At 60.3% G+C, this 22968-nt stretch carries 22 protein-coding genes and 1 tRNA gene; 15 read left to right on the top strand and 8 right to left on the bottom strand.

All coding sequences use genetic code 11. The annotated features are described in order from the left end of the window. Positions 1-80 precede the first annotated feature (80 nt). The 8 genes from cobU to AC1ROI_RS23850 all read left to right on the top strand — a co-directional run bounded on the left by cobU (position 81) and on the right by AC1ROI_RS23850 (position 5554). Positions 81-602, top strand: a complete 522-nt coding sequence (gene cobU, locus AC1ROI_RS23885; protein ID WP_010456782.1) for a bifunctional adenosylcobinamide kinase/adenosylcobinamide-phosphate guanylyltransferase — start codon at positions 81-83, stop codon at positions 600-602. Then, complete coding sequence (cobT, locus tag AC1ROI_RS23880) at positions 599-1654, top strand: nicotinate-nucleotide--dimethylbenzimidazole phosphoribosyltransferase (protein WP_102595113.1); 1056 nt, start codon at positions 599-601, stop codon at positions 1652-1654. The genes cobU and cobT overlap by 4 nt, the downstream gene beginning before the upstream one ends. Beyond that, positions 1651-2226, top strand: coding sequence for an alpha-ribazole phosphatase family protein (gene cobC, locus AC1ROI_RS23875; RefSeq protein WP_102595112.1), 576 nt, complete (start codon positions 1651-1653; stop codon positions 2224-2226). The genes cobT and cobC overlap by 4 nt, the downstream gene beginning before the upstream one ends. 2 nt (positions 2227-2228) lie before the next feature. Next, positions 2229-2960, top strand: a complete 732-nt coding sequence (locus tag AC1ROI_RS23870) for an adenosylcobinamide-GDP ribazoletransferase (RefSeq protein ID WP_102595111.1) — start codon at positions 2229-2231, stop codon at positions 2958-2960. Between the two features lie 203 nt (positions 2961-3163). Further along, the gene (locus AC1ROI_RS23865; protein WP_102595110.1) at positions 3164-3568 is read left to right on the top strand and encodes a MarR family winged helix-turn-helix transcriptional regulator; all 405 of its coding nucleotides are present in this window, start codon (positions 3164-3166) and stop codon (positions 3566-3568) included. Between the two features lie 52 nt (positions 3569-3620). Then, entirely contained in the window at positions 3621-4829 is a 1209-nt protein-coding gene (locus tag AC1ROI_RS23860) for an MFS transporter (RefSeq protein ID WP_102595109.1), read from the top strand. Beyond that, positions 4826-4948: a hypothetical protein gene (locus AC1ROI_RS23855; protein WP_010456772.1), complete on the top strand. Its 123-nt coding sequence runs from the start codon at positions 4826-4828 to the stop codon at positions 4946-4948. Before AC1ROI_RS23860 ends, AC1ROI_RS23855 begins: the two co-directional genes overlap by 4 nt. Positions 4949-5002: 54 nt before the next feature. Then, positions 5003-5554, top strand: coding sequence for a glutathione peroxidase (locus AC1ROI_RS23850; RefSeq protein ID WP_102595108.1), 552 nt, complete (start codon positions 5003-5005; stop codon positions 5552-5554). Positions 5555-5643: 89 nt separating this feature from the next. Here the strand turns inward: AC1ROI_RS23850 and AC1ROI_RS23845 are convergent, their stop codons facing one another. The 3 genes from AC1ROI_RS23845 to AC1ROI_RS23835 form a co-directional block, all read right to left on the bottom strand. Further along, positions 5644-6915: an OmpP1/FadL family transporter gene (locus AC1ROI_RS23845; RefSeq protein ID WP_102595107.1), complete on the bottom strand. Its 1272-nt coding sequence runs from the start codon at positions 6913-6915 to the stop codon at positions 5644-5646. A 146-nt stretch (positions 6916-7061) separates the two neighbouring features. After that, a complete protein-coding gene (locus AC1ROI_RS23840) occupies positions 7062-7544 on the bottom strand; it encodes a hypothetical protein (RefSeq protein ID WP_102595106.1) in 483 nt (160 codons plus the stop codon). Positions 7545-7821: 277 nt separating this feature from the next. Then, the gene (locus AC1ROI_RS23835; protein WP_008031832.1) at positions 7822-8046 is read right to left on the bottom strand and encodes a hypothetical protein; all 225 of its coding nucleotides are present in this window, start codon (positions 8044-8046) and stop codon (positions 7822-7824) included. Positions 8047-8986: 940 nt separating this feature from the next. Here AC1ROI_RS23835 and AC1ROI_RS23830 point away from each other — a divergent pair. Both AC1ROI_RS23830 and AC1ROI_RS23825 read left to right on the top strand, forming a co-directional pair. Continuing rightward, the gene (locus AC1ROI_RS23830) at positions 8987-9310 is read left to right on the top strand and encodes an SEL1-like repeat protein (RefSeq protein WP_077749798.1); all 324 of its coding nucleotides are present in this window, start codon (positions 8987-8989) and stop codon (positions 9308-9310) included. A gap of 175 nt (positions 9311-9485) precedes the next feature. Continuing rightward, positions 9486-10850 (top strand): DNA recombination protein RmuC, encoded by a 1365-nt coding sequence (locus tag AC1ROI_RS23825; RefSeq protein WP_169857066.1) that lies wholly within the window; start codon positions 9486-9488, stop codon positions 10848-10850. 137 nt (positions 10851-10987) lie between these two features. Here AC1ROI_RS23825 and AC1ROI_RS23820 read toward each other — a convergent pair whose 3' ends face one another. Together AC1ROI_RS23820 and AC1ROI_RS23815 are read right to left on the bottom strand one after the other, a co-directional pair. After that, on the bottom strand, positions 10988-14458 hold the full coding sequence (locus AC1ROI_RS23820; RefSeq protein ID WP_077749800.1) for a hybrid sensor histidine kinase/response regulator: 3471 nt from the start codon (positions 14456-14458) through the stop codon (positions 10988-10990). A 276-nt stretch (positions 14459-14734) separates the two neighbouring features. Then, on the bottom strand, positions 14735-15274 hold the full coding sequence (locus tag AC1ROI_RS23815; protein WP_010456762.1) for a TetR/AcrR family transcriptional regulator: 540 nt from the start codon (positions 15272-15274) through the stop codon (positions 14735-14737). Positions 15275-15365: 91 nt separating this feature from the next. Here AC1ROI_RS23815 and AC1ROI_RS23810 point away from each other — a divergent pair, with 91 nt between their 5' ends. The 4 genes from AC1ROI_RS23810 to AC1ROI_RS23795 all read left to right on the top strand — a co-directional run bounded on the left by AC1ROI_RS23810 (position 15366) and on the right by AC1ROI_RS23795 (position 20143). Beyond that, positions 15366-16559: an MFS transporter gene (locus AC1ROI_RS23810; RefSeq protein WP_077749801.1), complete on the top strand. Its 1194-nt coding sequence runs from the start codon at positions 15366-15368 to the stop codon at positions 16557-16559. A 42-nt stretch (positions 16560-16601) separates the two neighbouring features. Further along, positions 16602-16913, top strand: a complete 312-nt coding sequence (locus AC1ROI_RS23805) for a cupin domain-containing protein (protein ID WP_010456760.1) — start codon at positions 16602-16604, stop codon at positions 16911-16913. Between the two features lie 104 nt (positions 16914-17017). Beyond that, positions 17018-18169, top strand: coding sequence for a TDT family transporter (locus tag AC1ROI_RS23800; RefSeq protein ID WP_102595104.1), 1152 nt, complete (start codon positions 17018-17020; stop codon positions 18167-18169). A 99-nt stretch (positions 18170-18268) separates the two neighbouring features. Beyond that, the gene (locus tag AC1ROI_RS23795; RefSeq protein WP_102599431.1) at positions 18269-20143 is read left to right on the top strand and encodes an MFS transporter; all 1875 of its coding nucleotides are present in this window, start codon (positions 18269-18271) and stop codon (positions 20141-20143) included. Between the two features lie 124 nt (positions 20144-20267). On the opposite strand, the gene sugE is transcribed toward AC1ROI_RS23795, so the two are convergent. The 3 genes from sugE to rdgC form a co-directional block, all read right to left on the bottom strand. Continuing rightward, a complete protein-coding gene (gene sugE / locus AC1ROI_RS23790) occupies positions 20268-20582 on the bottom strand; it encodes a quaternary ammonium compound efflux SMR transporter SugE (protein ID WP_010456757.1) in 315 nt (104 codons plus the stop codon). Positions 20583-20701: 119 nt separating this feature from the next. Then, on the bottom strand, positions 20702-21667 hold the full coding sequence (locus tag AC1ROI_RS23785) for a bile acid:sodium symporter family protein (RefSeq protein ID WP_077749803.1): 966 nt from the start codon (positions 21665-21667) through the stop codon (positions 20702-20704). A 145-nt stretch (positions 21668-21812) separates the two neighbouring features. Further along, positions 21813-22733, bottom strand: a complete 921-nt coding sequence (gene rdgC / locus AC1ROI_RS23780; protein WP_077749804.1) for a recombination-associated protein RdgC — start codon at positions 22731-22733, stop codon at positions 21813-21815. A 160-nt stretch (positions 22734-22893) separates the two neighbouring features. Between rdgC and AC1ROI_RS23775 the strand changes: the two genes are divergently transcribed. Beyond that, positions 22894-22966 (top strand) — tRNA-Val (locus AC1ROI_RS23775). The last annotated feature ends 2 nt before the right edge of the window (positions 22967-22968 follow it).

The following is a 22968-nucleotide window of genomic DNA, read 5'->3' as shown; positions in this document are numbered from 1 at the left end:
CAGGAGCGGCTCAGCCCTGTAGGAGCGAGGCTCGCCCGCGAATAGGCCAGCAGCTACACCGCATATTTAAGGAATGAACCATGCTGCAACTGATCCTCGGCGGCGCCCGCTCCGGCAAAAGCCGACTGGCTGAAAAACTTGCGTTAGACAGTCACCTCCAAGTGACTTACATCGCCACCAGTCAACCGCTGGACGGTGAAATGAACGAACGGGTCGCCCATCATCGGGCCCGTCGTCCAGCCGAATGGGCGTTGATCGAAGAGCCAATCGAACTCGCCCGCGTATTGCGCGAAAGCGCCCGCGCCGAGCGTTGCCTGCTGGTGGATTGCCTGACCCTGTGGATGACCAATCTGCTGATGCTCGACGACGCCAAACGTCTCGACGCTGAACGCGAAGCCCTGTTGGACTGCCTGGCCTCCTTGCCGGGTGAAATCATTTTTGTCAGCAACGAGACCGGAATGGGTGTCGTGCCGCTGGGCGAATTGACTCGCCGCTATGTCGATGAAGCCGGTTGGCTGCATCAAGCCCTGGCCGAGCGCTGCCAACGAGTCGTCCTGACCGTCGCCGGCCTGCCCCTGACTTTGAAAGGAACCGCGTTATGACTCAATCCTGGTGGCTGAACCCGTGCAAGCCGATCGACGCGCAAGCCGTCGAGCAGGCGCAGGCACGTCAACAGCAACTGACCAAACCCGCTGGCTCCCTTGGCCGACTGGAATCGGTGGCCGTGCAAATGGCGGGGCTGCAAGGGCAGGTCAAACCGAGTCTCGATCAGCTGTGGATTGCCATTTTTGCCGGCGATCATGGTGTGGTTGCAGAAGGCGTGTCGGCGTTCCCTCAGGAAGTCACCGGGCAAATGCTGCACAACTTCGTCAGCGGCGGTGCAGCGATCAGCGTGTTGGCGCGCCAGCTCGGGGCTTCCCTCGAAGTGGTCGACCTCGGCACGGTAACGCCGTCGTTGAATCTGCCAGGCGTGCGTCACCTCAATATCGGCGCGGGCACCGCCAATTTCGTCGAAAGCCCGGCCATGACGGCTACTCAGGGCGAACTCGCCTTGCAGGCTGGTCGCGACAGCGTGCAACGTGCGGTCGCCAATGGCGCGCAGCTGTTCATCGGCGGCGAGATGGGCATCGGCAACACCACGGCGGCCAGCGCGCTGGCCTGTGCCTTGCTCGATTGCCCGGTGGTGCATCTGGCCGGGCCGGGCACCGGTTTGAACGCGGCGGGGGTCAGCCACAAAGCCCAAGTCATCGAGCGTGCCCTGGCATTACACGGTGCTCAGCGCGGTGATGCGTTGCAAACCCTGTTCAATATCGGCGGTTTTGAGATTGCGGCGCTGGTCGGCGCGTATCTGGCGTGCGCCCAGGAGGGCGTTGCGGTGCTGGTGGACGGCTTTATCTGCAGCGTCGCCGCGTTGGTGGCGGTGCGTTTGAACCCTGGCTGCCGCGAATGGCTGTTGTTCGGCCATCGCGGTGCCGAGCCGGGTCATCGTCATGTACTGGAAACCCTCAATGCCGAGCCGCTGTTGGATCTGGGGCTGCGTCTGGGCGAGGGCAGTGGCGCCGCGTTGGCCGTGCCGTTGCTGCGTCTGGCCTGCGATCTTCACGGGCAGATGGCAACCTTCGCCGAAGCGGCGGTGGCGGATCGTCCGGCATGACGTTGCGACTGGATCTTCTGCGCCACGGGGAAACCGAACTGGGCGGCGGTTTGCGCGGCAGCCTCGACGATGCGCTGACCGACAAGGGCTGGGCGCAGATGCGCGCGGCGGTGGTCGAGCAAGGGCCATGGGATCGGTTGATCAGTTCGCCGCTGCAACGATGTGCGCGGTTTGCGCATGAGCTCGGTGCGCAGTTGGAGTTGCCTGTGCACCTGGACAAGGATCTGCAAGAACTGCATTTCGGTGCCTGGGAAGGACAGAGCGCGGCGGCGCTGATGGAGACTGACGCCGAGGGGTTGGGGCTGTTCTGGGCCGATCCGTATGCCTTTACGCCGCCGGGAGGTGAGCCGGTCGAGGATTTCTCAACGCGGGTGCTGACGGCGGTAGCGCGTCTGCACGCGGCGTATGCGGGTGAACGGATCTTGCTGATCAGTCATGGCGGTGTCATGCGTTTGTTGCTGGCTCAGGCACGTGGCTTGCCCCGTGAGCAGTTGCTGAATGTCGAGGTCGGGCATGGCTCGCTGTTTTCGTTGAGCGTCGAGTCAGGCGTCCTCCTCAAGGAAGCGATCTGACCATGCTGCCCTTCTGGATCGCCCTGCAATTTCTCAGCTGTTTGCCGATTCGTCTGCCGGGTATGCCGGCGCCTCAGGAACTGGGTCGGTCGCTGCTGTTTTATCCGCTGGTGGGGCTGCTGTTCGGCGCGCTGTTATGGGCACTGAACTGGCTGCTACTGGGCACGCCTTCGTTGCTTCACGCCGCGCTGCTGCTGAGCACTTGGGTATTGCTCAGCGGCGCGTTGCACCTGGACGGTCTGGCCGATAGCGCCGATGCGTGGCTCGGGGGCTTCGGCGACCGCGAGCGCACGCTGACCATCATGAAAGACCCGCGCAGCGGACCGATTGCGGTGGTGACGCTGGTGTTGGTGTTGCTGCTCAAATTCGCCGCGTTGCTGGCATTGATCGAGCAGCAGCACAGTCTTTTTCTGATGATCGTTCCGCTGATTGGCCGCAGCGCGATGCTGGGATTGTTCCTGACCACGCCGTATGTGCGTGCCGGCGGGTTGGGGCAGGCGCTGGCGGATCATTTGCCGCGTTTGGCGGGTAAGCGGGTGCTGGCAGTCAGCGCGTTGGCGTGTGTGCTGATCGCAGGGTTCAGTGGTGTCTGGGCGCTTGTGCTGGCGGGGGTGATGTTCGTTTGGTTGCGGCAGGTGATGCTGCGGCGATTGGGCGGGACGACGGGCGATACGGCCGGGGCGATGCTGGAATTGCTGGAGATGGTGGTGCTGGTGGGATGGGCGTTGGTCTGATGGTTTGTGGGCAGGATGTGCCGGCCTCATCGCGAGCAGACTCGCTCCTACGTTGATGGCGTCTTGCATAAATTTAACGTCCACTGAAGATCCACTGTGGGAGCGAGCCTGCTCGCGAAGGCGGTCGACCAAGCACCTCGAATATTTATCAATGAACCCATCTGTAACTTGATTTAACACACTCGCGGGTATATACACGCACCATGCTCGATTCCCAATGTTTATGCATCAACCTGCGTCGCGCCGCCCGTGGCGTCAGCAGGCATTACGACGGCGCTCTCGATGGCTTCGGGATCAACGTTGCCCAGTATTCTTTGCTGTGCAATCTGCAGCGTCTGAATGAACCGAGTATTTCCACCCTGGCCGAAGCCATGGGTCTGGACCGCAGCACCCTGGGGCGCAATCTTCGGGTGCTGGAAGGTGAGGGCCTGGTGGCGCTGGTCGAGGGTGAGGACATGCGTAATCGCATTGTCCGGCTGACCGAGGCGGGCGCAGCTCGCCTGGCCGCGGCCTTGCCTGCGTGGGAAGCGGCGCAGCAGCGGCTGGTCGATCGTCTGGGTGTCGAAAAACGCGAAACCTTGTTGCGACTGCTGGACGAACTGGCGTGATGCCGGTTTTTCCGATCTTAAGCGGGTATATACCCGCTACCGGAGAATAAGAATGACCTCGATGTGGCGTACATGCGGTTGGGTGTTGGTGGGGAGTGCGCTGATCCTGGCATTGTCGTTGGGCGTGCGACACGGCTTCGGGCTGTTCCTGGCACCGATGAGTGCCGAATTCGGCTGGGGGCGTGAGACGTTCGCTTTTGCCATCGCCCTGCAAAACCTGATCTGGGGTCTGGCGCAGCCGTTCACCGGCGCGCTGGCCGACCGCTTTGGCGCGGCGAAAGTGGTGTTGGTCGGCGGTGTGCTGTACGCGTTGGGCCTGGTGTTCATGGGCTTGTCCGACTCGGCGGTGACGTTGTCCCTGAGTGCGGGCCTGTTGATCGGCATCGGCCTGTCGGGCACTTCGTTCTCGGTGATCCTTGGCGTGGTCGGTCGCGCCGTGCCCCCGGAGAAACGCAGCATGGGCATGGGCCTCGCCAGCGCTGCCGGCTCTTTCGGTCAGTTCGCCATGTTGCCCGGTACGCTGGGGCTGATCGGCTGGCTGGGCTGGTCCGCGGCATTGCTGGTCCTGGGCCTGCTGGTGGCGCTGATTATCCCGCTGGTGAGCATGCTCAAGGACAAACCGCTGCCAGTGCTCGGCCATGAACAAACCCTCTCTGAAGCGCTGCGGGAAGCCTGCTCCCATTCGGGGTTCTGGCTGTTGGCGTTCGGCTTTTTTGTCTGCGGTTTCCAGGTGGTGTTCATCGGCGTGCATTTGCCGGCCTATCTGGTGGATCAGCACCTTCCGGCCACAGTGGGCACCACGGTGCTGGCGCTGATCGGGCTGTTCAATATCTTCGGCACCTACACCGCAGGATGGCTCGGCGGTCGCATGTCCAAGCCGCGCTTGCTCACCGGTCTGTACCTGCTGCGGGCGGTGGTGATTGCGCTGTTTCTGTGGGCGCCGGTGACCACGACTACCGCGTACCTGTTCGGCATGGCGATGGGCTTCCTGTGGTTGTCGACCGTGCCATTGACCAACGGCACCGTGGCGACCTTGTTTGGCGTGCGAAACCTGTCCATGCTCGGCGGGATTGTTTTCCTCTTCCACCAGCTCGGTTCGTTCCTCGGCGGCTGGTTGGGTGGCGTGGTGTATGACCGAACCGGGAGCTATGACTTGATCTGGCAAGTAGCGATTCTCTTGAGTCTGTTGGCCGCCGCCTTGAACTGGCCGGTGCGTGAGCAGCCGGTGGCGCGTCTGCAAACCCGGTTGAGTGCGATATGAACCGTCTCTGGCCGCGAGTGGCGGTGGTCGCTGTCGGTGCCTTGCTGCTGGCCTTGGCCTGGTGGGGCTGGCATCAGGGCGGATTGGCGCTGATGCAGTTGGGCATGGGCGCTTGCTAGGAACAGGCGAGGGCGAGTAACTTCGTTTGTGACCATTAATAAGGATGCACCGACATGCTGATGCGCTGGATTGCAGTCCCCGCGTTGCTGGTGGCGTTTACCGGATTGGCACAAGCAACCGAGTGCCCGGAGCTGTTGCAGGGCTCGTTGCCCAAGCTGCGCGCCAAGGAATCCATCGACCTGTGCCAGCGGTTTGAGGGTAAGCCGCTGGTGGTGGTCAATACCGCAAGCTTCTGTGGCTTTGCCCCACAGTTCAAAAGCCTTGAGGCTCTGAATCAGCGTTACAAGGATCAGGGGCTGGAGGTGATCGGCGTTCCGTCCAATGACTTCAAGCAGGAGTCCAAGGACGGCGCTGAGACCGCCAAGGTCTGCTACGTGAACTATGGGGTGACGTTCACCATGACCGAGCCGCAGAAAGTCCGCGGCGATGACGCGACTCACCTGTTCAAGGTCCTCGCCAAACAGACCAGCGCGCCGAAGTGGAATTTCTACAAATACGTGGTCGATCGCAAAGGCAAGGTGATCGCCAATTTCTCCAGCCTGACCAAGCCCGACGATCCCGAGTTCATTGCCGCGGTGGAAAAAGCCCTGGCCTCGCAACCCTGATTGACGCTCACTAAAAAGCCCCGCCTCTGTACAAGAGAGCGGGGCTTTTTTGATTCAGGCGGCGAGCGTTTCAGGCTCGCCGGGCTTCATCAGAAGCGGTAGGTCGCGCCTACGCCGAAACCATTCGCATAGTTTTCATACTTGGCGTTGTAGTTCTGGCCACGGTCGTTGCTGTTGGTGACCTTGACCGACTCTTCACGCAGGTACGAATACGCTACGTCGATGGTCAGGTCGTCGGTCGGGCTCCAGCCGGCGCCCACGCTGAAAATCTTGCGATCGCCAGTCGGGATGCGTGGGGAGCGGTCGACGTTGTTGGTCGGTGCCTGGTCAATGGACAGGCCGGTACGCAGCACCCATTGCTTGTTCAGCTGGTAGGACGCGCCGATGGCGTGAGCCCAAGTGTCGTGCCAGTTCTGGTCTTCGGTGATGGTGCCGAACTGACCGTTCAGGACCGCCGGAACACCTTTGTTATCGACGGTGATTTCTTTCAGGCGGCTCCAGCGAGTCCAGGTGCTGCCTGCGTAGAGGGTCCACTGGTCGTCCAGCTGATGAGTGACCGAGAAGTCCACCGATTCAGGCGTGGTCAGGTCCAGCGAAGCGTCGTATTTCTGGCTTGGGTTCTGACCGATCAGGCCCAGCACGTTGTAGTCGACCTTGGTGTTGCCCTCGAGCTTGTACTTCACTTTCGAGTGGTAGGTCAGGCCGACGCGGGTGCTGTCGGTGGCCTGGACCAGCACGCCGATGTTGTAGCCCAGCGCAGTGTCGTCACCTTCGATCTTGACCTTGCCGTCCGGCGCGGCCTGGGTGATCGACAGGTTCGATTCCAGGGTGCCGTCGATGCGGTTGATGGTCGGACCGAAACCGATGGAAACCTTGTCGTTGAAGGCGTAGCTGACAGTCGGTTGCAGGGTGACGATCTTGACTTCGCTCTTGCTGCCGAAGTAACGGCCGGCAAAGCCTTTCTCGTAGTCGGTCACCAGGCCGAATGGAGCGTAGACGCCGAAACCGACTGCCCAATGGTCATCGATAGGCTTGACGTAGTAGCCCATCGGCACGCCCATGAAAGGGACCATGTCACCTTTGTTGGTACCGCTATTCGGACTGGAGCTGGCGTCACTGATGTCAGTGTGCGCGTCAATGAAAGCAACACCGCCGGTTACTTGTTCGCGCTTGAGGCGAGACATGCCGGCAGGGTTGCCAGCAATGGTGGATGCGTCGTCGGCAGCAGAAGATCGCCCGGCAAAACCTGTTCCCATCCCGCTGATGCTTTGTTCGTTGAGGGCAAAGCCACTTGCGAAGATCTGGGTGGATGCCATGGCAACGGCGAGGCTAATGGTGGTTTTGAGCATTACTTTTTTCATTATTAGAACTCCTGGTGATCACCGGGGCGAAAATTACCAACATTTTCGTCCCAGCGCTATAGGCTGTATGGCTTGAGTTAGAGCGGTTTTGTAGGACAATCCGACCAGATTCGCGTCCCGTTGCAGGATCTTTGGAAATCGGTGGATCAGCAGGCGACCTGATTCATTGGTGAAACACAGGTTTGCCAGGCGTAGGTGAAATCGCGCAGGCGTCCTTGAGGCTGAAAAGTCTGGCGCCAGATTCGGGCCATTCCCAACAAGTCATCTGCGGCGGGGAGGGGAGTGTTCTGTTCTTCTACCAGCAGCCAGGCGATGGCAGTGGCGTAACGCAGGTTGACGATCAATTCCAGGTGAGGCCCGCTGAGAAAGGCATGCTGACTGGCGAGGCCGCGCACGAGGCTCGCGCGCTCCGGGTCCAACGCCAGGTAGTGATCCCAGAGAGCCTGGTGGCGGGGTTCGGCAATTCGGTACAGGCCGTGTCCACGGCGGTCATGCAGGGCGGAACCAAGGGCTGACTGGCTGGCGGCAATGCCCAGCAGAAGGGATTCGGCAGTTGCGCTATGGCGCCCGAGGTAAATCAATGTCGGACGGATCACATAACGGCACAGTTCGCTGGCAGCGATACCCATAAAGCCCTCGAAACATCAAATGGGCGGCGATACCTGAAGGGAGCGTTGGCAGCAGGTGGATCGACTCAGGCTCGCCGGAAGCGGATCAAGCCGCTTGAGTTGAAGTGTAGTGTCATATTCGCGCTGTAAAGGCCTGTTTTTAAAATATTTCCGGCTTCGAGTTATAACCGTTATATCGTTTGGAACTTAGTCGAAGGCTGCGCAATGAGAAATATCGGGCAATAAAAAGCCCCGCTTTTTGAGCAGGGCTTTTGAGGTTTTCAGTCTTTCTGGCGTATCAGGCAACCAGTGCCTGACGGGTACGCTCGATCACGGCCTGCAGCGGTTCTGCGCTGGAGTATTGATCGGGGTACAGGCGTTCGCTGTGACGAGCGATGCCGTGTTCGTTGACCAGGGTGAAGCTGAAGCAGCCTTTGCGAGCGGCCATGATCAGGCAGTTCATTGGAGCAAAAGCGTTGGTTAGGGTGCGAATTGCATCCTGAGTGTGGATTTGAGTAGTCATGATTGGGTGTTCCTACAAGCGACACGGATAAGAGCCGTGCAAAATTAAAACGTTCCAGTGACGACGACCACCATTGGTCGAACGAAGAACCCGACTGGAACAAAGCAGCCAGTTTGAAGCGCTGATAATTGGCGCGCTTGGGCTGGCAGGTAGGTACTTAGGAGGGCAGGCAACACATCAAGGGCAAAGGTTCTGGGCCCGGGGTGAAGATCCTGATCAATTTGCAGGCTGGTTCGGTCAGAGTAAGTGAGCTTCGCAACACCCTTTGCATTCGATTCAAAGGCAGTGTTGGCGCAAGGTTTACCTGGAAACCATCGAGGTGGTCGATCCCGCTTGTTCGGTAGAGGCTTCCGTTGGGAAGGCTGACCGGGAGGATTTGTTCGACCAGAATTGACTTTCAGCTTGGTACTAACGCCGCGGATAGTAACGAATTGAATGGGCGAAGGGAAGCGTTAAAGCAAAATAATTGCCATGCCCTGCTGACACGCTGGGTAATGGGATCATTTCCGACCATTGGTCGTCGCTCGGGCAAACGCCTGGAACAAGGGTTTGCCAAGGTTATCCCCAGAAAATGCCTACAAAACGCTCCGAAAAAACGCATCGATATAACTGCCGCGAAGGTACTTGTGCACATAAGTTGCGCAGACTGTAACCGGACTGTCATCCACGCCACGACCCCAGTGGGTGCCTGTATTGAAAATTTAAGTCAATGAAAAACATCGCTTTTTTTTACTGGTGAAAAAATCGTCAGTTTGACTGCGAGCCCCATTCCACAGGGCTTTGCGCGAGTTCAAGGGCGGTTGTCCACTGAGTTATCCACAGCTTCTGTGGATTGTCCCGAGCGCTTGCTCTAGGACGGGCGTGCCGGGTTTTTTTAGGCTTTACCTGTAAGAAAAAAAGAGTAGAGTGGCGCGCCTTCCGATCTGCCCCACAGTGCTTTATGAAGTTTCGCTCCGTATCAGTTTCTGCTACCTCAACACCTCCCAGTGTTACCCCTCCCAAACGCTTTTCGATGCGCGTGGCGGAGTGGCTGCTCGATAGCCCGCGCCTGGGTGAAAATACCAACGTCAAACATTTCGCCGGACGCTTGCTCAAACAGCCTGCCCGTGAAGGCGTGGTGGCCGCGCAAAGTCGTCTCGGCCAGCTGATGTGCCGCGAATGCGGCAATGCCCGCGATCGCCGCATTGGCCAGGATCTGTTGCGCCAGGCGGCGCGGGCAGGGGACCGGCGTGCTCAACAGGAACTGGGCCTGGTCGAAGACTGAGCTGTCCAAGTCCTGACGCCTTGGTTACCCTTCAAGCTTTATCTCATCGGCAGGAGTCGCTATGGCTATGGACTTGACCAGCATTTTGCTGGGTCTGGCGGGTGCCGCACTGCCCTTGCTGTTACTGGCCTGGCAAATCCAGCGTCGGGCGAGCGTGGGGCAAGCCGAGGTGGCTTTGCTGGAAGAGCGTCTGGCCATGTCGCTACTGGCGCAGGACGGCTTGAACGCTCAGCTCGAAGCCTGCCGCGATGAAATCGGTGATCTTGGCCAGGCCAACGCCGCCAAGCAGGCAGAGCTGGCCGCCATGCGCCGCGAAATCGAACTGCTACAGATAGAGCGCGACGATGCCCGCGATGCGGCTCACGCCTGGAACATCGAGCGCGCCGGCAAAGAAGCCGAACTGCGGCGTCTGGACTCTCAAGCGGCCTCGCTCCAGGCCGAGCTGCGTGAGCAGCAGGACAGCCATCAACAACGCCTTAACGACCTGCAAGGCTCACGAGACGAACTGCGAGCACAGTTCGCCGAACTGGCGGGCAAGATCTTCGACGAGCGCGAGCAGCGTTTCGCCGAAACCAGCCAGCAGCGCCTGGGCCAGTTGCTCGATCCTTTGAAAGAACGCATTCAGTCTTTCGAAAAACGCGTTGAGGAAAGCTATCAGGCCGAGGCCCGTGAACGGTTTTCCCTGGCCAAAGAGCTGGAACGCCTGCAGCAACTGAACCTGCGCCTGAGCGACGAAGCCACCAACCTCACTCGTGCGTTGAAAGGGCAGAAAACCCAAGGCAACTGGGGCGAGTTGATTCTCGAGCGCGTGCTTGAACACGCCGGGCTGGAAAAGGGTCGTGAGTACCAGACTCAGGTCACTCTCAAGGGGCCGGACGGTGAGCGTTTCCAGCCGGACGTGATCATTTATCTTCCGGGCGACAAGCAGGTGGTGGTCGATTCCAAGGTCAGCCTCACGGCCTATCAGCAATACGTGTCGGCCGACGACGATGCCATCGGCCAGATCGCCATCAAGCAGCACGTGCTGTCGCTGCGCAATCACGTCAAAGGCCTGTCAGGTAAGGATTACAAGCGACTCGACGGCTTGCACAGCCTGGATTTCGTCTTGCTTTTCGTGCCGATCGAAGCGGCGTTCTCCGCTGCGTTGCAGGCTGAGCCGACGCTGTTCCAGGAAGCCTTCGACCGCAACATCGTCATCGTCAGTCCGACCACGTTGCTGGCGACCCTGCGGGTCATCGACAGCCTGTGGAAGCAAGAGCGCCAGAGCCAGAACGCCCGGGAAATTGCCGAGCGCGCCGGGTGGCTGTACGACAAGTTCGTGTTGTTCATCCAGGACCTGGATGAAGTCGGCAATCGCTTGCAGCAACTGGACAAGGCCTACAGCTCTGCGCGCAACAAGCTGACAGAAGGGCGCGGCAACCTGGTCAGTCGCAGTGAGCAGTTGAAGCTGCTGGGAGCGCGCGCCAGCAAGAGCTTGCCGGCTGATCTGCTGGAGCGAGCGATGACCGACGTCGATGGCTTGGCCGAGTTGCCTGAATAGCTGAAAGCATCGCAAGCAGGCTCGCCCCCACAGGGTTTTGTATGTCCACTCGATGTAGGCAACAACACCGATCCACCGTGGGAGCGCGCCTGCTCGCGAAGGCGTCGGTTCAATCACTACGGGATTAAAACCTGTCCTTACAACGGCAAATGCCGGCTCAACAACGCCCGCAACGCCGCCGGTTTCACCGGTTTGGCCAAGTACTCCAGGCCCGCCGCATGCACCTGGGCCACCGTCTCCGGCCGGCCATCGGCACTGATCACCACTCCCGGCACCGGCTCACCCAGTTGGGTGCGCAACCACGCCATCAACTCGGTCCCGGTCTCGCCATGGTCCAGGTGATAATCCACCAGCGCCAATTGCGGGCGTACACCGTCCTTCAGCAGCGCCGCACATTCGTCGCGGTTGCGTGCAGTCCAGACCTGGCAGCCCCAGCGTGTCAGCAGGCTGTTCATGCCGATCAGGATGCTGTCTTCGTTATCGATACACAGCACCTGCGCGCCGCTCAGCACATGGCCATTGAGCTCGCTGACCTGGGTTGGCGCGACGACTTGAGCCCGCGCCAGCGGCACGCTGACGCTGAACACACTGCCGCGCCCCGGCCAGGACCTTACACGCAAAGTGTGACCCAAAACGCGACACAGCCCGTCGGCAATCGCCAGCCCCAGTCCCAGGCCTTTCTCCGCGCGCGTCTGGTGGCTGTCGAGGCGTTTGAATTCTTCGAAAATCACTAGCTGCTTGTCTTCAGGGATTCCCGGTCCACGGTCCCACACCTCCAGGCACAACTCGCCCTTGCGCCGCCGGACGCCGAGCAGCACGGGCCCCTTGGCGTAGCGGAACGCGTTGGTCAGGAAATTCTGCAGGATCCGACGCAGCAGTTTGATGTCGCTGTCGATCCGTAATGTGCTGCCCCGAACACGGAATTTCAGCCCTTGTTCCTGAGCCAGTGCCTTGAACTCGGCACCGAGCGCATCGAACAACTCGTTGAGCACGAAGGGTTTGGGGTCCGGGTTGATCTTGCCGTTCTCCAAGCGGGAAATATCCAGAAGATCGCTGATCAGGTCCTCGGCCGAGCGCAACGAGCTGTCGAGGTGATGCACCAGTTTCTGCGCCTCGCTGGACAGACCGTCCTCTTGATGGGAAAGGGCGGCGGAGAACAGGCGTGCGGCATTCAGCGGTTGCATCAAGTCATGGCTGACCGCCGCCAGAAAGCGGGTTTTCGACTGGTTGGCCGATTCGGCGGTGCCCTTGGCTTCGGTCAAGGCCACGTTCAGTTGGGACAGTTCGTGGGTCCGCGCGGTGACCCGCTGCTCCAGGCCTTCGTTGGCTTCGGTCAGCGCCTGCTCGGCCTCACGGAACGCGGTGATGTCCGTGAAACTCATGACGAAACCGCCGCCGGGCATCGGGTTGCCGATCAGCTCGATCACACGCCCGTTGGGAAACAGTCTTTCAGAGGTGTGGGCGCGGCCCTGACGCATCCAGTGCAGGCGGCGGGCGACGTGCACTTCGGCTTCACCGGGGCCGCACAGTCCGCGCTCGGCGTTGTAGCGAATGATGTCGGCAATCGGGCGGCCAAGCCTGATCAGCCCGTCGGGGTAATTGAACAGTTCCAGATAACGCCGGTTCCAGGCCACCAGTTTCAGCGACTGGTCGACCACGCTGATGCCTTGGGTGATGTTTTCGATGGCGCCTTGCAACAGGGCGCGGTTGAACTGCAGCACTTCCGAGGCTTCGTCGGCGATCCGCACGACATCCTCCAGTTGCATTTCCCGACCTTCGATGGCGGCCTTGACTACCGCACGCGTCGAAGAAGCACCGAGTACACCCGCCAGCAAGCGTTCGGTGTGGGCGATCCATTCACCGTCGGCGTTCTGGTTCGGGTTGAAGCCTTTGCCTTGGCGGTAGGCAAAACGGATGAAGCTCTGCCGCGCCCGTTCTTCACCGACGAAGCGTGCGGCCAGTTGCAGCAAGTCATCGATCTGCACTGCGAGCATCGAGCGGGCGCTGGGGCGCGCGCTGATTTCCTGACCGATGAAACGACCGGCCTGCCAGTGTTCCGACACCCTCGTGCGTGACAGCACCGACACCCAGGCGAACAGCGTGAAGTTGGCCGCCAGCGACAGTACGACGCCTTGGGTCAGCGGGGTGAGCGGCAGGTTCAGCGGGTTGCTGTGCAACCAGGCGAGCCCCGGGAAACTGTTCAAGGACAAACCGAGGCTGTGGGCCGCGATCGGCAGAATCAGGGTGTAGAACCAGAGGAATGTCCCGGCGGCGAGACCGGCGAACACGCCCCGGCGGTTAGCCTGTTTCCAGTACAGCGCGCCGAGCATGGCCGGGGCCAGTTGGGTCACGGCGGCGAAGGCGATCTGGCCGATGGTCGCCAGGCTCGCTGTGGAGCCGAGCAGGCGATAACTGACGTAAGCCAGCAACAGAATCACCACGATGCTGACCCGGCGCACCGACAGCATCCACTGGCGGAACACTTCGAACGGTCGCTCGGCGTTGTTTCGGCGCAGCAGCCACGGCAGCAACATGTCGTTGGAAACCATGGTCGACAGCGCCACGCTGGCGACAATCACCATGCCGGTCGCCGCCGAGGCGCCACCGATAAAGGCCAGCATCGCCAGAGCCGGATGGGCTTGGGCCAGTGGCAGGCTGATGACGAAAGAGTCCGGGAGGACCGAGCTGGGCAGCAGCATCTGGCCGGCGAGGGCGATAGGCACGACAAACAGCGCTGCCAGCGCCAGGTAGGCAGGGAACACCCATTTCGCCAGGCGCAAATCCTGAGGGTCGATGTTTTCCACCACCGTCACGTGGAACTGCCGGGGCAGGCAGATGATCGCCATCATGGCCACGCCGGTCTGCACCACCATCGACGGCCAGTTAATGGTTTCCTTCCAGTACGCCTCCAGGCGCGGGGCGAGCATGGCCTGGTTGAACAGGTCGTCGAATCCGTCGTACAGGCCGTAAGTCACGAACGCGCCGACCGCGAGAAACGCGAACAGCTTGACCAGCGATTCAAAGGCAATCGCCAGCACCATGCCACGGTGGTGTTCCGTGGCGTCGAGGTTGCGGGTACCGAAGACAATGGTGAACAGCGCCAGCACCAGCGACACGATCAGCGCCGTGTCCTGGGCGCGGGTGCCCATGGCGTCGGCACCGGCGCCGATCAGCAGGTTCACCCCGAGGACGATGCCCTTGAGTTGCAGCGCAATGTAGGGCAACACGCCCACCAGGCAGATCAGCGCCACCACCACCGCCAGCGATTGGGATTTGCCATAGCGGGCGGCAATGAAGTCGGCGATGGAGGTGATGTTCTCCTGCTTGCTGATCATCACCATTTTTTGCAGGACCCACGGCGCGCAGACCAGCAGCAGGATCGGCCCGAGGTAAATTGGCAGGAATGACCAGAGTTGCTCGGCGGCCTGGCCGACGGCGCCAAAGAAGGTCCAGCTGGTGCAATAGACCGCCAGCGACAGGCTGTATACCCAGGCGCGCACTCGCGGCGGCAACGGTGTGCTGCGACGGTCGCCGTAAAAGGCGATGGCGAACATGATGGCCATATAGGCCAGGGCGACGGCGGCGATCAGCCCGCTGGACAGCGACATGGGAACTCCCGACAAAAGACACCCGGGACTCCCGCCCGGTCAGACAGTCTCGCACGATGGCCGGGGATAGTCAGTGTCGACCAAGGTCGTGGCGTGGTGGGGTGTCGCAGGGTGTTTGTCAGTTGGATTTTTAGTGTTTGTGCTGGCCTCTTCGCGGGCAAGTCGGGTCGCCGCATCTCACGCTCCTACAGGTTATGTGTCGTTTACATAATCTGCGAACGACAAAAAAGCCTGTAGGAGCGTGAGATGCGGCGCGACTTGCCCGCGAAAACGGCCTCACTGATTCAAAGCAATCTCGATCAACTGATGCAACTCCTCAACCTCCAGTGCCGCCGCTGAAAACAGGATCCGAAACACCGTCGGTGCCGCCACCAGGTTGATCAATCGATCAACACTCGGCTTCGGCTGATCCGGGTAACGGTCCAGAATCGTCTGCAACTGCCCGCCAATGATCGTCGTGCAATAGACCGGTGTGAGGCTGCATTGCACGTCGCGAAGCATGTTGCGGCCAGGCTCGGAACTCATCTCATCCAGGTATTGCTCGGCCCAGGCTCGCACGTCACCGCGCAGGCTGCCGGTATTGGCGGGTTCGCTGTCGGGTTGCATGCGCGCCAGCGCGACGTCTGCCAGCAACACCGACAAATCGCCCCAGCGCCGATAAATGGTCGACGGCGTCACTCCCGCGCGCGCAGCAATTTGCGGGACGGTCACGGTCGAGCGGTCCTGCTCTTCAAGCAGGGCGCGGACAGCCGAATGAATCGACTCTTGCACCCGGGCGCTTCGACCGCCCGGGCGTAAACCTTCTTTAATAGCCATACGGCGGACCTTAACACAAAGAATTTGCTTTAAGCTCGGGTCAGTAGCACACTCCGCAAAAGCAACAAATTAGCTTTTGCGGAGTGTGCGTATGTCCAGCTCGATATCAAACCGTTCCAGCCTGTGGTTCCTGGCGATCACTTTACTGAGTTTTCTCGCCGCTTCCACTGCACCAACGCCTCTGTATCACTTGTATCAGGAACACCTGCAATTTTCGGCGGCGACCCTGACCCTGATCTTCGGCGTCTACGCCATCAGCTTGCTCGCCGCGCTGCTCACCGTCGGTTCGCTCTCGGATTACCTGGGACGCAAACCGGTGATTTTCACCGCTGTGGCGCTGAACATGCTGGCCATGCTGCTTTTTATCAATGCCGACAGCGTCGCCTGGTTGATCAGTGCCCGGGTGCTTCAGGGTTTTGCTACCGGGATGGCCACGGCTGCGTTGGGCGCCGCGCTGCTCGACACGGATCGCCAGCAAGGTCCGCTGGTCAATAGCGTCGCTCCCCTGCTCGGCATGGCAGCCGGCGCCATGGGGTGCGGTTTGTTGGCCGAGTTTGCGCCGCTGCCGCTGCAATTGACCTTCTGGGTGCTGCTCGCGATGTTCGGGTTGCAGGCGCTGTACGTCTGGCGTCTGCCGGAAAGCGTCAGTGCGCAACGTGGCGCGTTGGCGTCGCTGCGCCCGACCCTGCATGTGCCCATCCAGGCAAGGCGTGCGTTGTGGCTGGTGTTGCCGATCAACACCGCCGCCTGGGCGCTCGGCGGTTTTTACGCGTCCCTCGCTCCATCCCTTGTGCGGACGGCCACCGGATCGACTTCAAATCTGATTGGCGGTGCGACAGTGGCGGTGCTGACTGTCACCGGCGCGCTGATGATCTACACCTTGCGCAGTCGCCCGGCCGACAAAGTCTTGCGGGTCGGCGCGAGCATTCTGCCCGTCGGTGTGGCGCTGATTTTACTGGCGGTTCACAGCGCCAGTCTGCCGTTGTTTTTCATCGGGACGCTGGTCGCCGGATGCGGTTTTGGCGCGAGTTTTCTCGGCGCGTTGCGCAGTGTCGTGCCGTTAGCCTTGCCTCATGAACGGGCCGGGTTGATGTCGGCGTTTTATGTGCTCAGTTATCTGGCGTTCTGCCTGCCATCGTTGCTGGCGGGGAATCTGACGCGGGCCTTTGGGCTGGTGACCACGACTGATGGTTATGGCGCGGTGCTGATTATCCTGGCGGTCAGTGCTCTGCCCGCGTTGATGCGTCAACAGCCTGCCAAAGTCTGTGGCGCCGATGCTCGATGACCGCTAGCCTTGGCGTCGCCACCCATTTCAACGGACCACCCGATGAAGATCATCCGCAGCAAATCCTTCACTGCTGACCGCGCCTGGGGCGCCTTGGATATCGCCAACATGAACGGCATTACCACCCGTTTGCACTGGACCGATCAGCCGTATAAATGGCACGTCAACGATGGGCAGGAAGTGTTCGTCGTACTCGATGGCCAAGTGCAGATGCGCTATCGCGAAGACGGCGTTGAAAAGGACACGCTGCTCGACATCGGCGACATTTTCTACGCCTCGGTGGGCACCGAACACGTTGCCCATCCACAAGGTGCGGCGCGGATCCTGGTGATCGAGACGGAAGGTAGCGTCTGACGCATATCTACAAAACAGATAACAGTTAGAGATATTACCCGTTATATAGATATTCGATTCGGATCTACCATGGATTCCACCTCACAAGAGGAGAGGAATTCACCATGACATGCCCCAACAGCAGCACCCTCGGTTCAAGACCGTTCAGCCATTTGCAGCACCCGCTTGAGGCGATTCGCCAATTCACGCCCAACTGGTTCGCCGCGACCATGGGCACGGGCGTGCTGGCATTGGCACTGGCGCAATTGCCCGTCGCCATGCCCGGACTGAAGGCGGTGGCCGAAGGTCTCTGGCTGCTCAATATCTGCTTGTTCGTATTATTCACCGCCGCGTACACGGCACGCTGGGTGCTGTTCTTCGATGAGGCTCGGCGGATCTTCGGTCACTCCACGGTCTCGATGTTCTTCGGCACCATCCCCATGGGGTTGGCGACCATCATCAATGGCTTCCTGGTGTTCGGCTTGCCGCGCTGGGGCGATGGAGTGATTCATGTCGCCGAGGTGCTGTGGTGGCTCGATGTGGTCATGTCGCTGGCCTGCGGTGTGCTGATTCCCTACATGATGTTCACCCGTCAGGAGCACAGCATCGACCAGATGACAGCGGTCTGGCTGTTGCCTGTGGTCGCGGCGGAAGTGGCGGCCGCCAGTGGGGGCCTGTTGGCACCGCACTTGACCGATGCCCATTCGCAACTGGTCGTGCTGACAACCAGCTACGTGCTGTGGGCCTTTTCCCTGCCGGTGGCGTTCAGCATTCTGACCATTCTGTTGCTGCGCATGGCGCTGCATAAACTGCCTCACGAAAACATGGCCGCCTCCAGCTGGCTGGCGCTGGGGCCGATCGGCACCGGGGCGTTGGGCATGTTGCTGCTGGGCGCCGATGCGCCGGCCATCTTTGCGGCCAACGGCCTGCCGGGCATCGGTGAAATTGCAGCCGGGTTGGGCCTGGTGGCCGGGATCACGCTGTGGGGCTTCGGCTTCTGGTGGATGCTGATGGCGGTGCTGATCACCGTGCGTTACCTGCGCGACGGTATCCCGTTCAACCTGGGCTGGTGGGGCTTCACCTTCCCGCTGGGCGTCTATTCTCTGACGACGTTGAAACTGGGCAGCACCTTGAACCTGGCGTTTTTCAATGTCTTTGGCTGCGTGCTGGTGGCGATGCTGGCGGTGATGTGGCTGATTGTCTCCAAACGCACAGTGCAGGGCGCGTGGCGGGGTGAGTTGTTTGTCTCGCCGTGCATTGCAGGATTAAAGAAATAAGCCGCAAAGATTAGGTAATGTGTGGCCTGGATCGACGTTCGACATTCCAATAGCAAATCGCCAAGCCACTCTTTACCCAATCTCAGGGACCCATGGAAGATGAGCCACCCCTCACAGTTCACCTTGCTTCGCACCCGGCGCTTCCTGCCGTTCTTTGTCACGCAGTCCCTCGGGGCGTTCAACGACAACATCTTCAAGCAGTCGTTGATCCTCGCCATTCTGTACAAGCTGACCATCGACGGTGACCGTTCGATCTGGGTCAACCTGTGCGCGTTGCTGTTTATCCTGCCGTTCTTTCTGTTCTCGGCGCTGGCCGGCCAGTTCGGGGAAAAGTTCGCCAAGGACGCGCTGATTCGACTGATCAAGCTCGGGGAAATCGCCATCATGGCGGTCGGCGCCGTGGGTTTCCTGTTCGATCACCTGTCGCTGATGCTGGTGGCGCTGTTTGCCATGGGCACGCACTCGGCGCTGTTCGGGCCGGTGAAATATTCGATCCTGCCCCAGGCCCTGCGTGAAGAAGAGTTGGTGGGTGGCAACGGGCTGGTGGAAATGGGCACGTTCCTGGCGATCCTCGCCGGGACTATCGGCGCCGGGATCATGATGTCGTCCAGTCATTACGCGCCCATCGTGTCCACCGCGATCATCGCTGTCGCGGTGCTCGGCTACCTGGCCAGTCGCAGCATTCCACGGGCGGCGGCCTCGTCGCCGCAAATGCGCCTGAACTGGAACATCTTCAGCCAATCCTGGGCCACCTTGAAACTGGGCCTGGGGCAGACGCCTGCGGTATCGCGTTCCATCGTCGGCAACTCGTGGTTCTGGTTTGTCGGGGCGATTTATCTGACGCAGATCCCGGCCTATGCCAAGGAATGGATGCACGGCGACGAGACCGTGGTGACGCTGATTCTGACGGTGTTTTCCGTGGGGATCGCGCTCGGTTCGATGCTCTGCGAGAAGCTCTCCGGACGCAAAGTCGAGATTGGCCTGGTGCCGTTCGGCTCGTTCGGCCTGACGGTCTTTGGCTTGCTGCTGTGGTGGCATTCCGGCGGTATCCCAGACAGCGTTGCCGGCCACGGCTGGATCGAAATCCTTGGTTTTGGTCACGCCTGGCTGGTGCTGATCGACATTCTGGGTCTGGGGATTTTCGGCGGTTTCTACATTGTGCCGCTGTATGCGCTGATTCAGTCGCGCACCCCCGAGAACGAGCGGGCGCGGGTGATTGCCGCCAACAACATTCTCAACGCACTGTTCATGGTGGTGTCGGCGATTGTCTCGATCGTGCTCCTGAGCATGGTCGAGCTGTCGATTCCGCAGCTGTTTCTGGTGGTGTCGCTGCTGAACATCGGCGTCAACGCCTACATCTTCAGCATCGTGCCTGAGTTCACCATGCGTTTCCTGATCTGGCTGCTCAGCCATTCGATGTACCGCGTGGAGCATCGCAATCTCGATTTGATCCCGGATGAAGGCGCGGCATTACTGGTCTGCAACCATGTTTCGTTTGTGGATGCGTTGCTGATTGGCGGTGCGGTGCGTCGGCCGATTCGCTTTGTCATGTACTACAAGATCTACAACTTGCCGGTGCTGAACTTTATCTTTCGCACGGCGGGGACGATTCCGATTGCGGGGCGCCAGGAAGACATTCAAATCTACGAAAAAGCCTTCACGCGTATCGCTCAATACCTGAAGGACGGTGAACTGGTGTGCATCTTCCCGGAAGGCAAGTTGACCGCTGACGGGGAGATGAGTGAGTTCAAGGGCGGGCTGGTGCGCATTCTCGAAGAGACGCCGGTGCCGGTGATTCCAATGGCGTTGCAAGGGTTGTGGGGGAGTTTCTTCAGCCGCGATCCGGGCAAGGGCTTGTTTCGTCGGTTGTGGTCGCGGGTGACGTTGGTGGCGGGGCCGGCGGTGGCGGTTGAGGCGGCGGAGCCGGCGACGTTGCAGGCGATGGTCGGGGATTTGCGTGGGGCCGTTAGATAGTCGGTGACTGTGAGGGCCTCTTCGCGGGCAAGCCTCGCTCCTGCGGGGTTTGTGGCATATCCATCATTCGGGATGCGCCAGAAACCCTGCAGGAAAGAGGCTGCCCGCGAAGGCCATCTAAAGGTCAGGCGCTGACCTTGAGCCCAATCAACCCGGCAATAATCAACGCCACACTGGCCAGCCTGAACAGCGCCATGGATTCACCAAACAAAATGATCCCGGCGATCACCGTGCCCACCGCACCCACACCGGTCCAGATCGCATAGGCCGTGCCCAGCGGCAATTCCTTCATGGCAAGGCCCAGCAAGCCAAGGCTGATCGCCATGGCGGCAACGGTCAATGCGGTGGGGAGAGGGCGGCTGAAACCATCGGTGTATTTCAGGCCGACGGCCCAGCCGACTTCGAACAGGCCGGCGAAAAACAGAATGATCCAGGACATGAAAGACCTCCATCGATTGACGGGGTCGTCCCCAGATTAATGACTCGATCGAGCCGCGAGGTCGTCCTCGCGTTGCGCCATAGAGTGCCCATCATTAACCCGGGGATCAAGTTTGCGGATTACTCGGCCGCTTGCTGAACTGCGGTTTCCCGGTCTTGTTTTTCGCTCATGCGACGGAAATACGTCGAGAGCAACGCCCCCGAAATGTTGTGCCAGACGCTGAACAGCGCACTAGGCACCGCCGCCAGTGGCGAGAAGTGCGCACTGGCCAACGCAGCACCGAGGCCGGAGTTCTGCATGCCGACTTCCAGTGCCAGGGATTTGCGTTGGGCCAGCGGCAACTTGAACAGGCGCCCGGTGAAGTAACCCAGCAGATATCCGAAGCTGTTGTGCAACATCACCACGGCCATGATCAGCAGGCCGGACTCGGCAATCTTCGCCTGGCTGGCGGCCACCACGGCGGTGACGATGATCACGATGCTCACCACCGAAATCAGCGGCAATACTTCCACCGCATGGCGCACCCGGCTGCCGAGCAAACGCTGGGCAACCACACCCAGCACGATCGGCAACAGCACCACTTGCAGGATCGACCAGAACAGCTCCATGAAGGACACCGGCAGCCACGCCGAGGCCAGCAGCCAGATCAGCGCCGGGGTCAGCAGCGGAGCGAGGAGGGTGGTGACGGCGGCGATGGCCACCGACAGCGCCAGGTCGCCGCGTGCCAGCCAGGTCATCACGTTCGACGAGGTGCCGCTTGGGCAGCAGCCGACCAGGATCACGCCGACGGCGATTTCCGGTGGCAGGTGAAACGCCTGGCAGAGCAACCACGCCACACCGGGCATGATCACGAAATGTGCAACCACGCCCAGCGCCACGCGCCACGGATGGCGAGCGACTTCGGCGAAGTCTTCGAGTTTGAGTGTCAGGCCCATGCCGAACATCACCAGGCCCAGCAGCGGCACGATCGCGCCTTTCAGGCCGATAAACCACGTCGGCTGCAAGAACGCCACGACCGCGAAAATCAATACCCAGTAAGCGAAGGTGTTGCCGACAAAACGACTCAATGCAGCGAGGGCGCGCATGGCCTGATCCTTATTATTAAGTAACACCACAAAAACCAATGTGGGAGCGAGCCTGCTCGCGAATGCGGTGTATCAGTCGACATAAATGCCGACTGTCACAACGCCTTCGCGAGCAGGCTTGCTCCCACAGTGATATCACACGCTTTTAGATCCCTTGCGGAAGCTCTTCACCGCCCAACGCTTCAACCAGGGCCGGCAGGAAGTCGCCGAAGGTCAGCATCATCAAGGTGAAGCTGGCGTCCAGCTGGCCGAGGGCTTCTTCGCCGCCGTCCTGTTCCGCCTGGTCTTGCAGCAGGTCTTCGAACTTCAGGCGCTTGACCACCATCTTGTCGTCGAGGACGAAAGACAGCTTGTCTTGCCAGGCCAGCGACAGCTGAGTCACCACTTTGCCGGTGCTCAAGTGCAACTGGATTTCTTCGCTGGTCAGGTCCTGACGCTTGCAACGCACGATGCCACCATCTTCGTGGGTGTCGCGCAGTTCGCACTCGTCCAGCACAAAGAAGTCGTCCGCGGCTTTCTGGGTGGTGACCCATTCGGTCATGGTCGCGGTCGGCGACATTTTAACGGTCAGCGGACGTACCGGCAGTGTGCCGATCACTTCGCGCAGGGTGGACAGCAGGTCTTCGGCGCGTTTCGGGCTGGCCGAGTTCACCAGGATCAGGCCTTGTTTCGGCGCGATAGCAGCGAAGGTCGACGAACGACGGATAAAGGCACGCGGCAGGAACGCCTGGATGATTTCATCCTTGATCTGGTCGCGTTCCTTTTTATAGACCTTGCGCATTTGTTCGGCTTCGATCTCTTCGACCTTTTCCTTCACAGCGTCACGCACGACGCTGCCCGGCAAGATGCGCTCTTCCTTACGGGCGGAGATCAGCAGGAAGTCGCCGCTGACGTGCACCAGGGGGGCATCTTCGCCTTTGCCGAAGGGCGCGACGAAACCATAGGTGGTCAACTCCTGGCTTGCACATGAACGCGCCAGTTTGGTGGCCAGTGCAGTTTCCAACGCCTCGGCATCAAAAGGCAGATCTTGGGTCAGGCGATAGATAAGCAGGTTTTTGAACCACATGGGGCGAGTCTCTCCTTTATACAAAGGGGGGCATTATTCTCTTAGCGAAGCCATAGGCCAACCCTTCTCTAAGCCTTTGGAAGGCCTGCAAAAATTATTGTAAAAAGTGCTTGCCAGAGGTTGGGTCGCTCCGTAGAATGCGCGCCACACCGAAAGTGAAGGGTGATTAGCTCAGCTGGGAGAGCGTCTGCCTTACAAGCAGAATGTCGGCGGTTCGATCCCGTCATCACCCACC

The sequence above is a fragment of the Pseudomonas sp. GW823-FHT02C02 genome, assembly GCF_058797635.1.
This window is presented reverse-complemented; position numbering and strand designations above follow the sequence as displayed.

Bases quoted from the DNA above. Each gene is read 5' to 3' on its own strand.
- AC1ROI_RS23835 (WP_008031832.1), bottom strand. From the start codon at position 8,046: ATGACTACTCAAATCCACACTCAGGATGCAATTCGCACCCTAACCAAC.
- AC1ROI_RS23860 (WP_102595109.1), top strand. From the start codon at position 3,621: ATGACCTCGATGTGGCGTACATGCGGTTGGGTGTTGGTGGGGAGTGCG.
- AC1ROI_RS23865 (WP_102595110.1), top strand. From the start codon at position 3,164: ATGCTCGATTCCCAATGTTTATGCATCAACCTGCGTCGCGCCGCCCGT.
- AC1ROI_RS23830 (WP_077749798.1), top strand. From the start codon at position 8,987: ATGAAGTTTCGCTCCGTATCAGTTTCTGCTACCTCAACACCTCCCAGT.
- AC1ROI_RS23840 (WP_102595106.1), bottom strand. From the start codon at position 7,544: ATGGGTATCGCTGCCAGCGAACTGTGCCGTTATGTGATCCGTCCGACA.
- AC1ROI_RS23810 (WP_077749801.1), top strand. From the start codon at position 15,366: ATGTCCAGCTCGATATCAAACCGTTCCAGCCTGTGGTTCCTGGCGATC.
- AC1ROI_RS23855 (WP_010456772.1), top strand. From the start codon at position 4,826: ATGAACCGTCTCTGGCCGCGAGTGGCGGTGGTCGCTGTCGGTGCCTTG.
- AC1ROI_RS23785 (WP_077749803.1), bottom strand. From the start codon at position 21,667: ATGCGCGCCCTCGCTGCATTGAGTCGTTTTGTCGGCAACACCTTCGCT.
- AC1ROI_RS23795 (WP_102599431.1), top strand. From the start codon at position 18,269: ATGAGCCACCCCTCACAGTTCACCTTGCTTCGCACCCGGCGCTTCCTG.
- rdgC (WP_077749804.1), bottom strand. From the start codon at position 22,733: ATGTGGTTCAAAAACCTGCTTATCTATCGCCTGACCCAAGATCTGCCT.
- AC1ROI_RS23800 (WP_102595104.1), top strand. From the start codon at position 17,018: ATGACATGCCCCAACAGCAGCACCCTCGGTTCAAGACCGTTCAGCCAT.
- cobT (WP_102595113.1), top strand. From the start codon at position 599: ATGACTCAATCCTGGTGGCTGAACCCGTGCAAGCCGATCGACGCGCAA.
- sugE (WP_010456757.1), bottom strand. From the start codon at position 20,582: ATGTCCTGGATCATTCTGTTTTTCGCCGGCCTGTTCGAAGTCGGCTGG.
- AC1ROI_RS23870 (WP_102595111.1), top strand. From the start codon at position 2,229: ATGCTGCCCTTCTGGATCGCCCTGCAATTTCTCAGCTGTTTGCCGATT.
- AC1ROI_RS23850 (WP_102595108.1), top strand. From the start codon at position 5,003: ATGCTGATGCGCTGGATTGCAGTCCCCGCGTTGCTGGTGGCGTTTACC.
- cobC (WP_102595112.1), top strand. From the start codon at position 1,651: ATGACGTTGCGACTGGATCTTCTGCGCCACGGGGAAACCGAACTGGGC.
- AC1ROI_RS23820 (WP_077749800.1), bottom strand. From the start codon at position 14,458: ATGTCGCTGTCCAGCGGGCTGATCGCCGCCGTCGCCCTGGCCTATATG.
- cobU (WP_010456782.1), top strand. From the start codon at position 81: ATGCTGCAACTGATCCTCGGCGGCGCCCGCTCCGGCAAAAGCCGACTG.
- AC1ROI_RS23805 (WP_010456760.1), top strand. From the start codon at position 16,602: ATGAAGATCATCCGCAGCAAATCCTTCACTGCTGACCGCGCCTGGGGC.
- AC1ROI_RS23845 (WP_102595107.1), bottom strand. From the start codon at position 6,915: ATGAAAAAAGTAATGCTCAAAACCACCATTAGCCTCGCCGTTGCCATG.
- AC1ROI_RS23815 (WP_010456762.1), bottom strand. From the start codon at position 15,274: ATGGCTATTAAAGAAGGTTTACGCCCGGGCGGTCGAAGCGCCCGGGTG.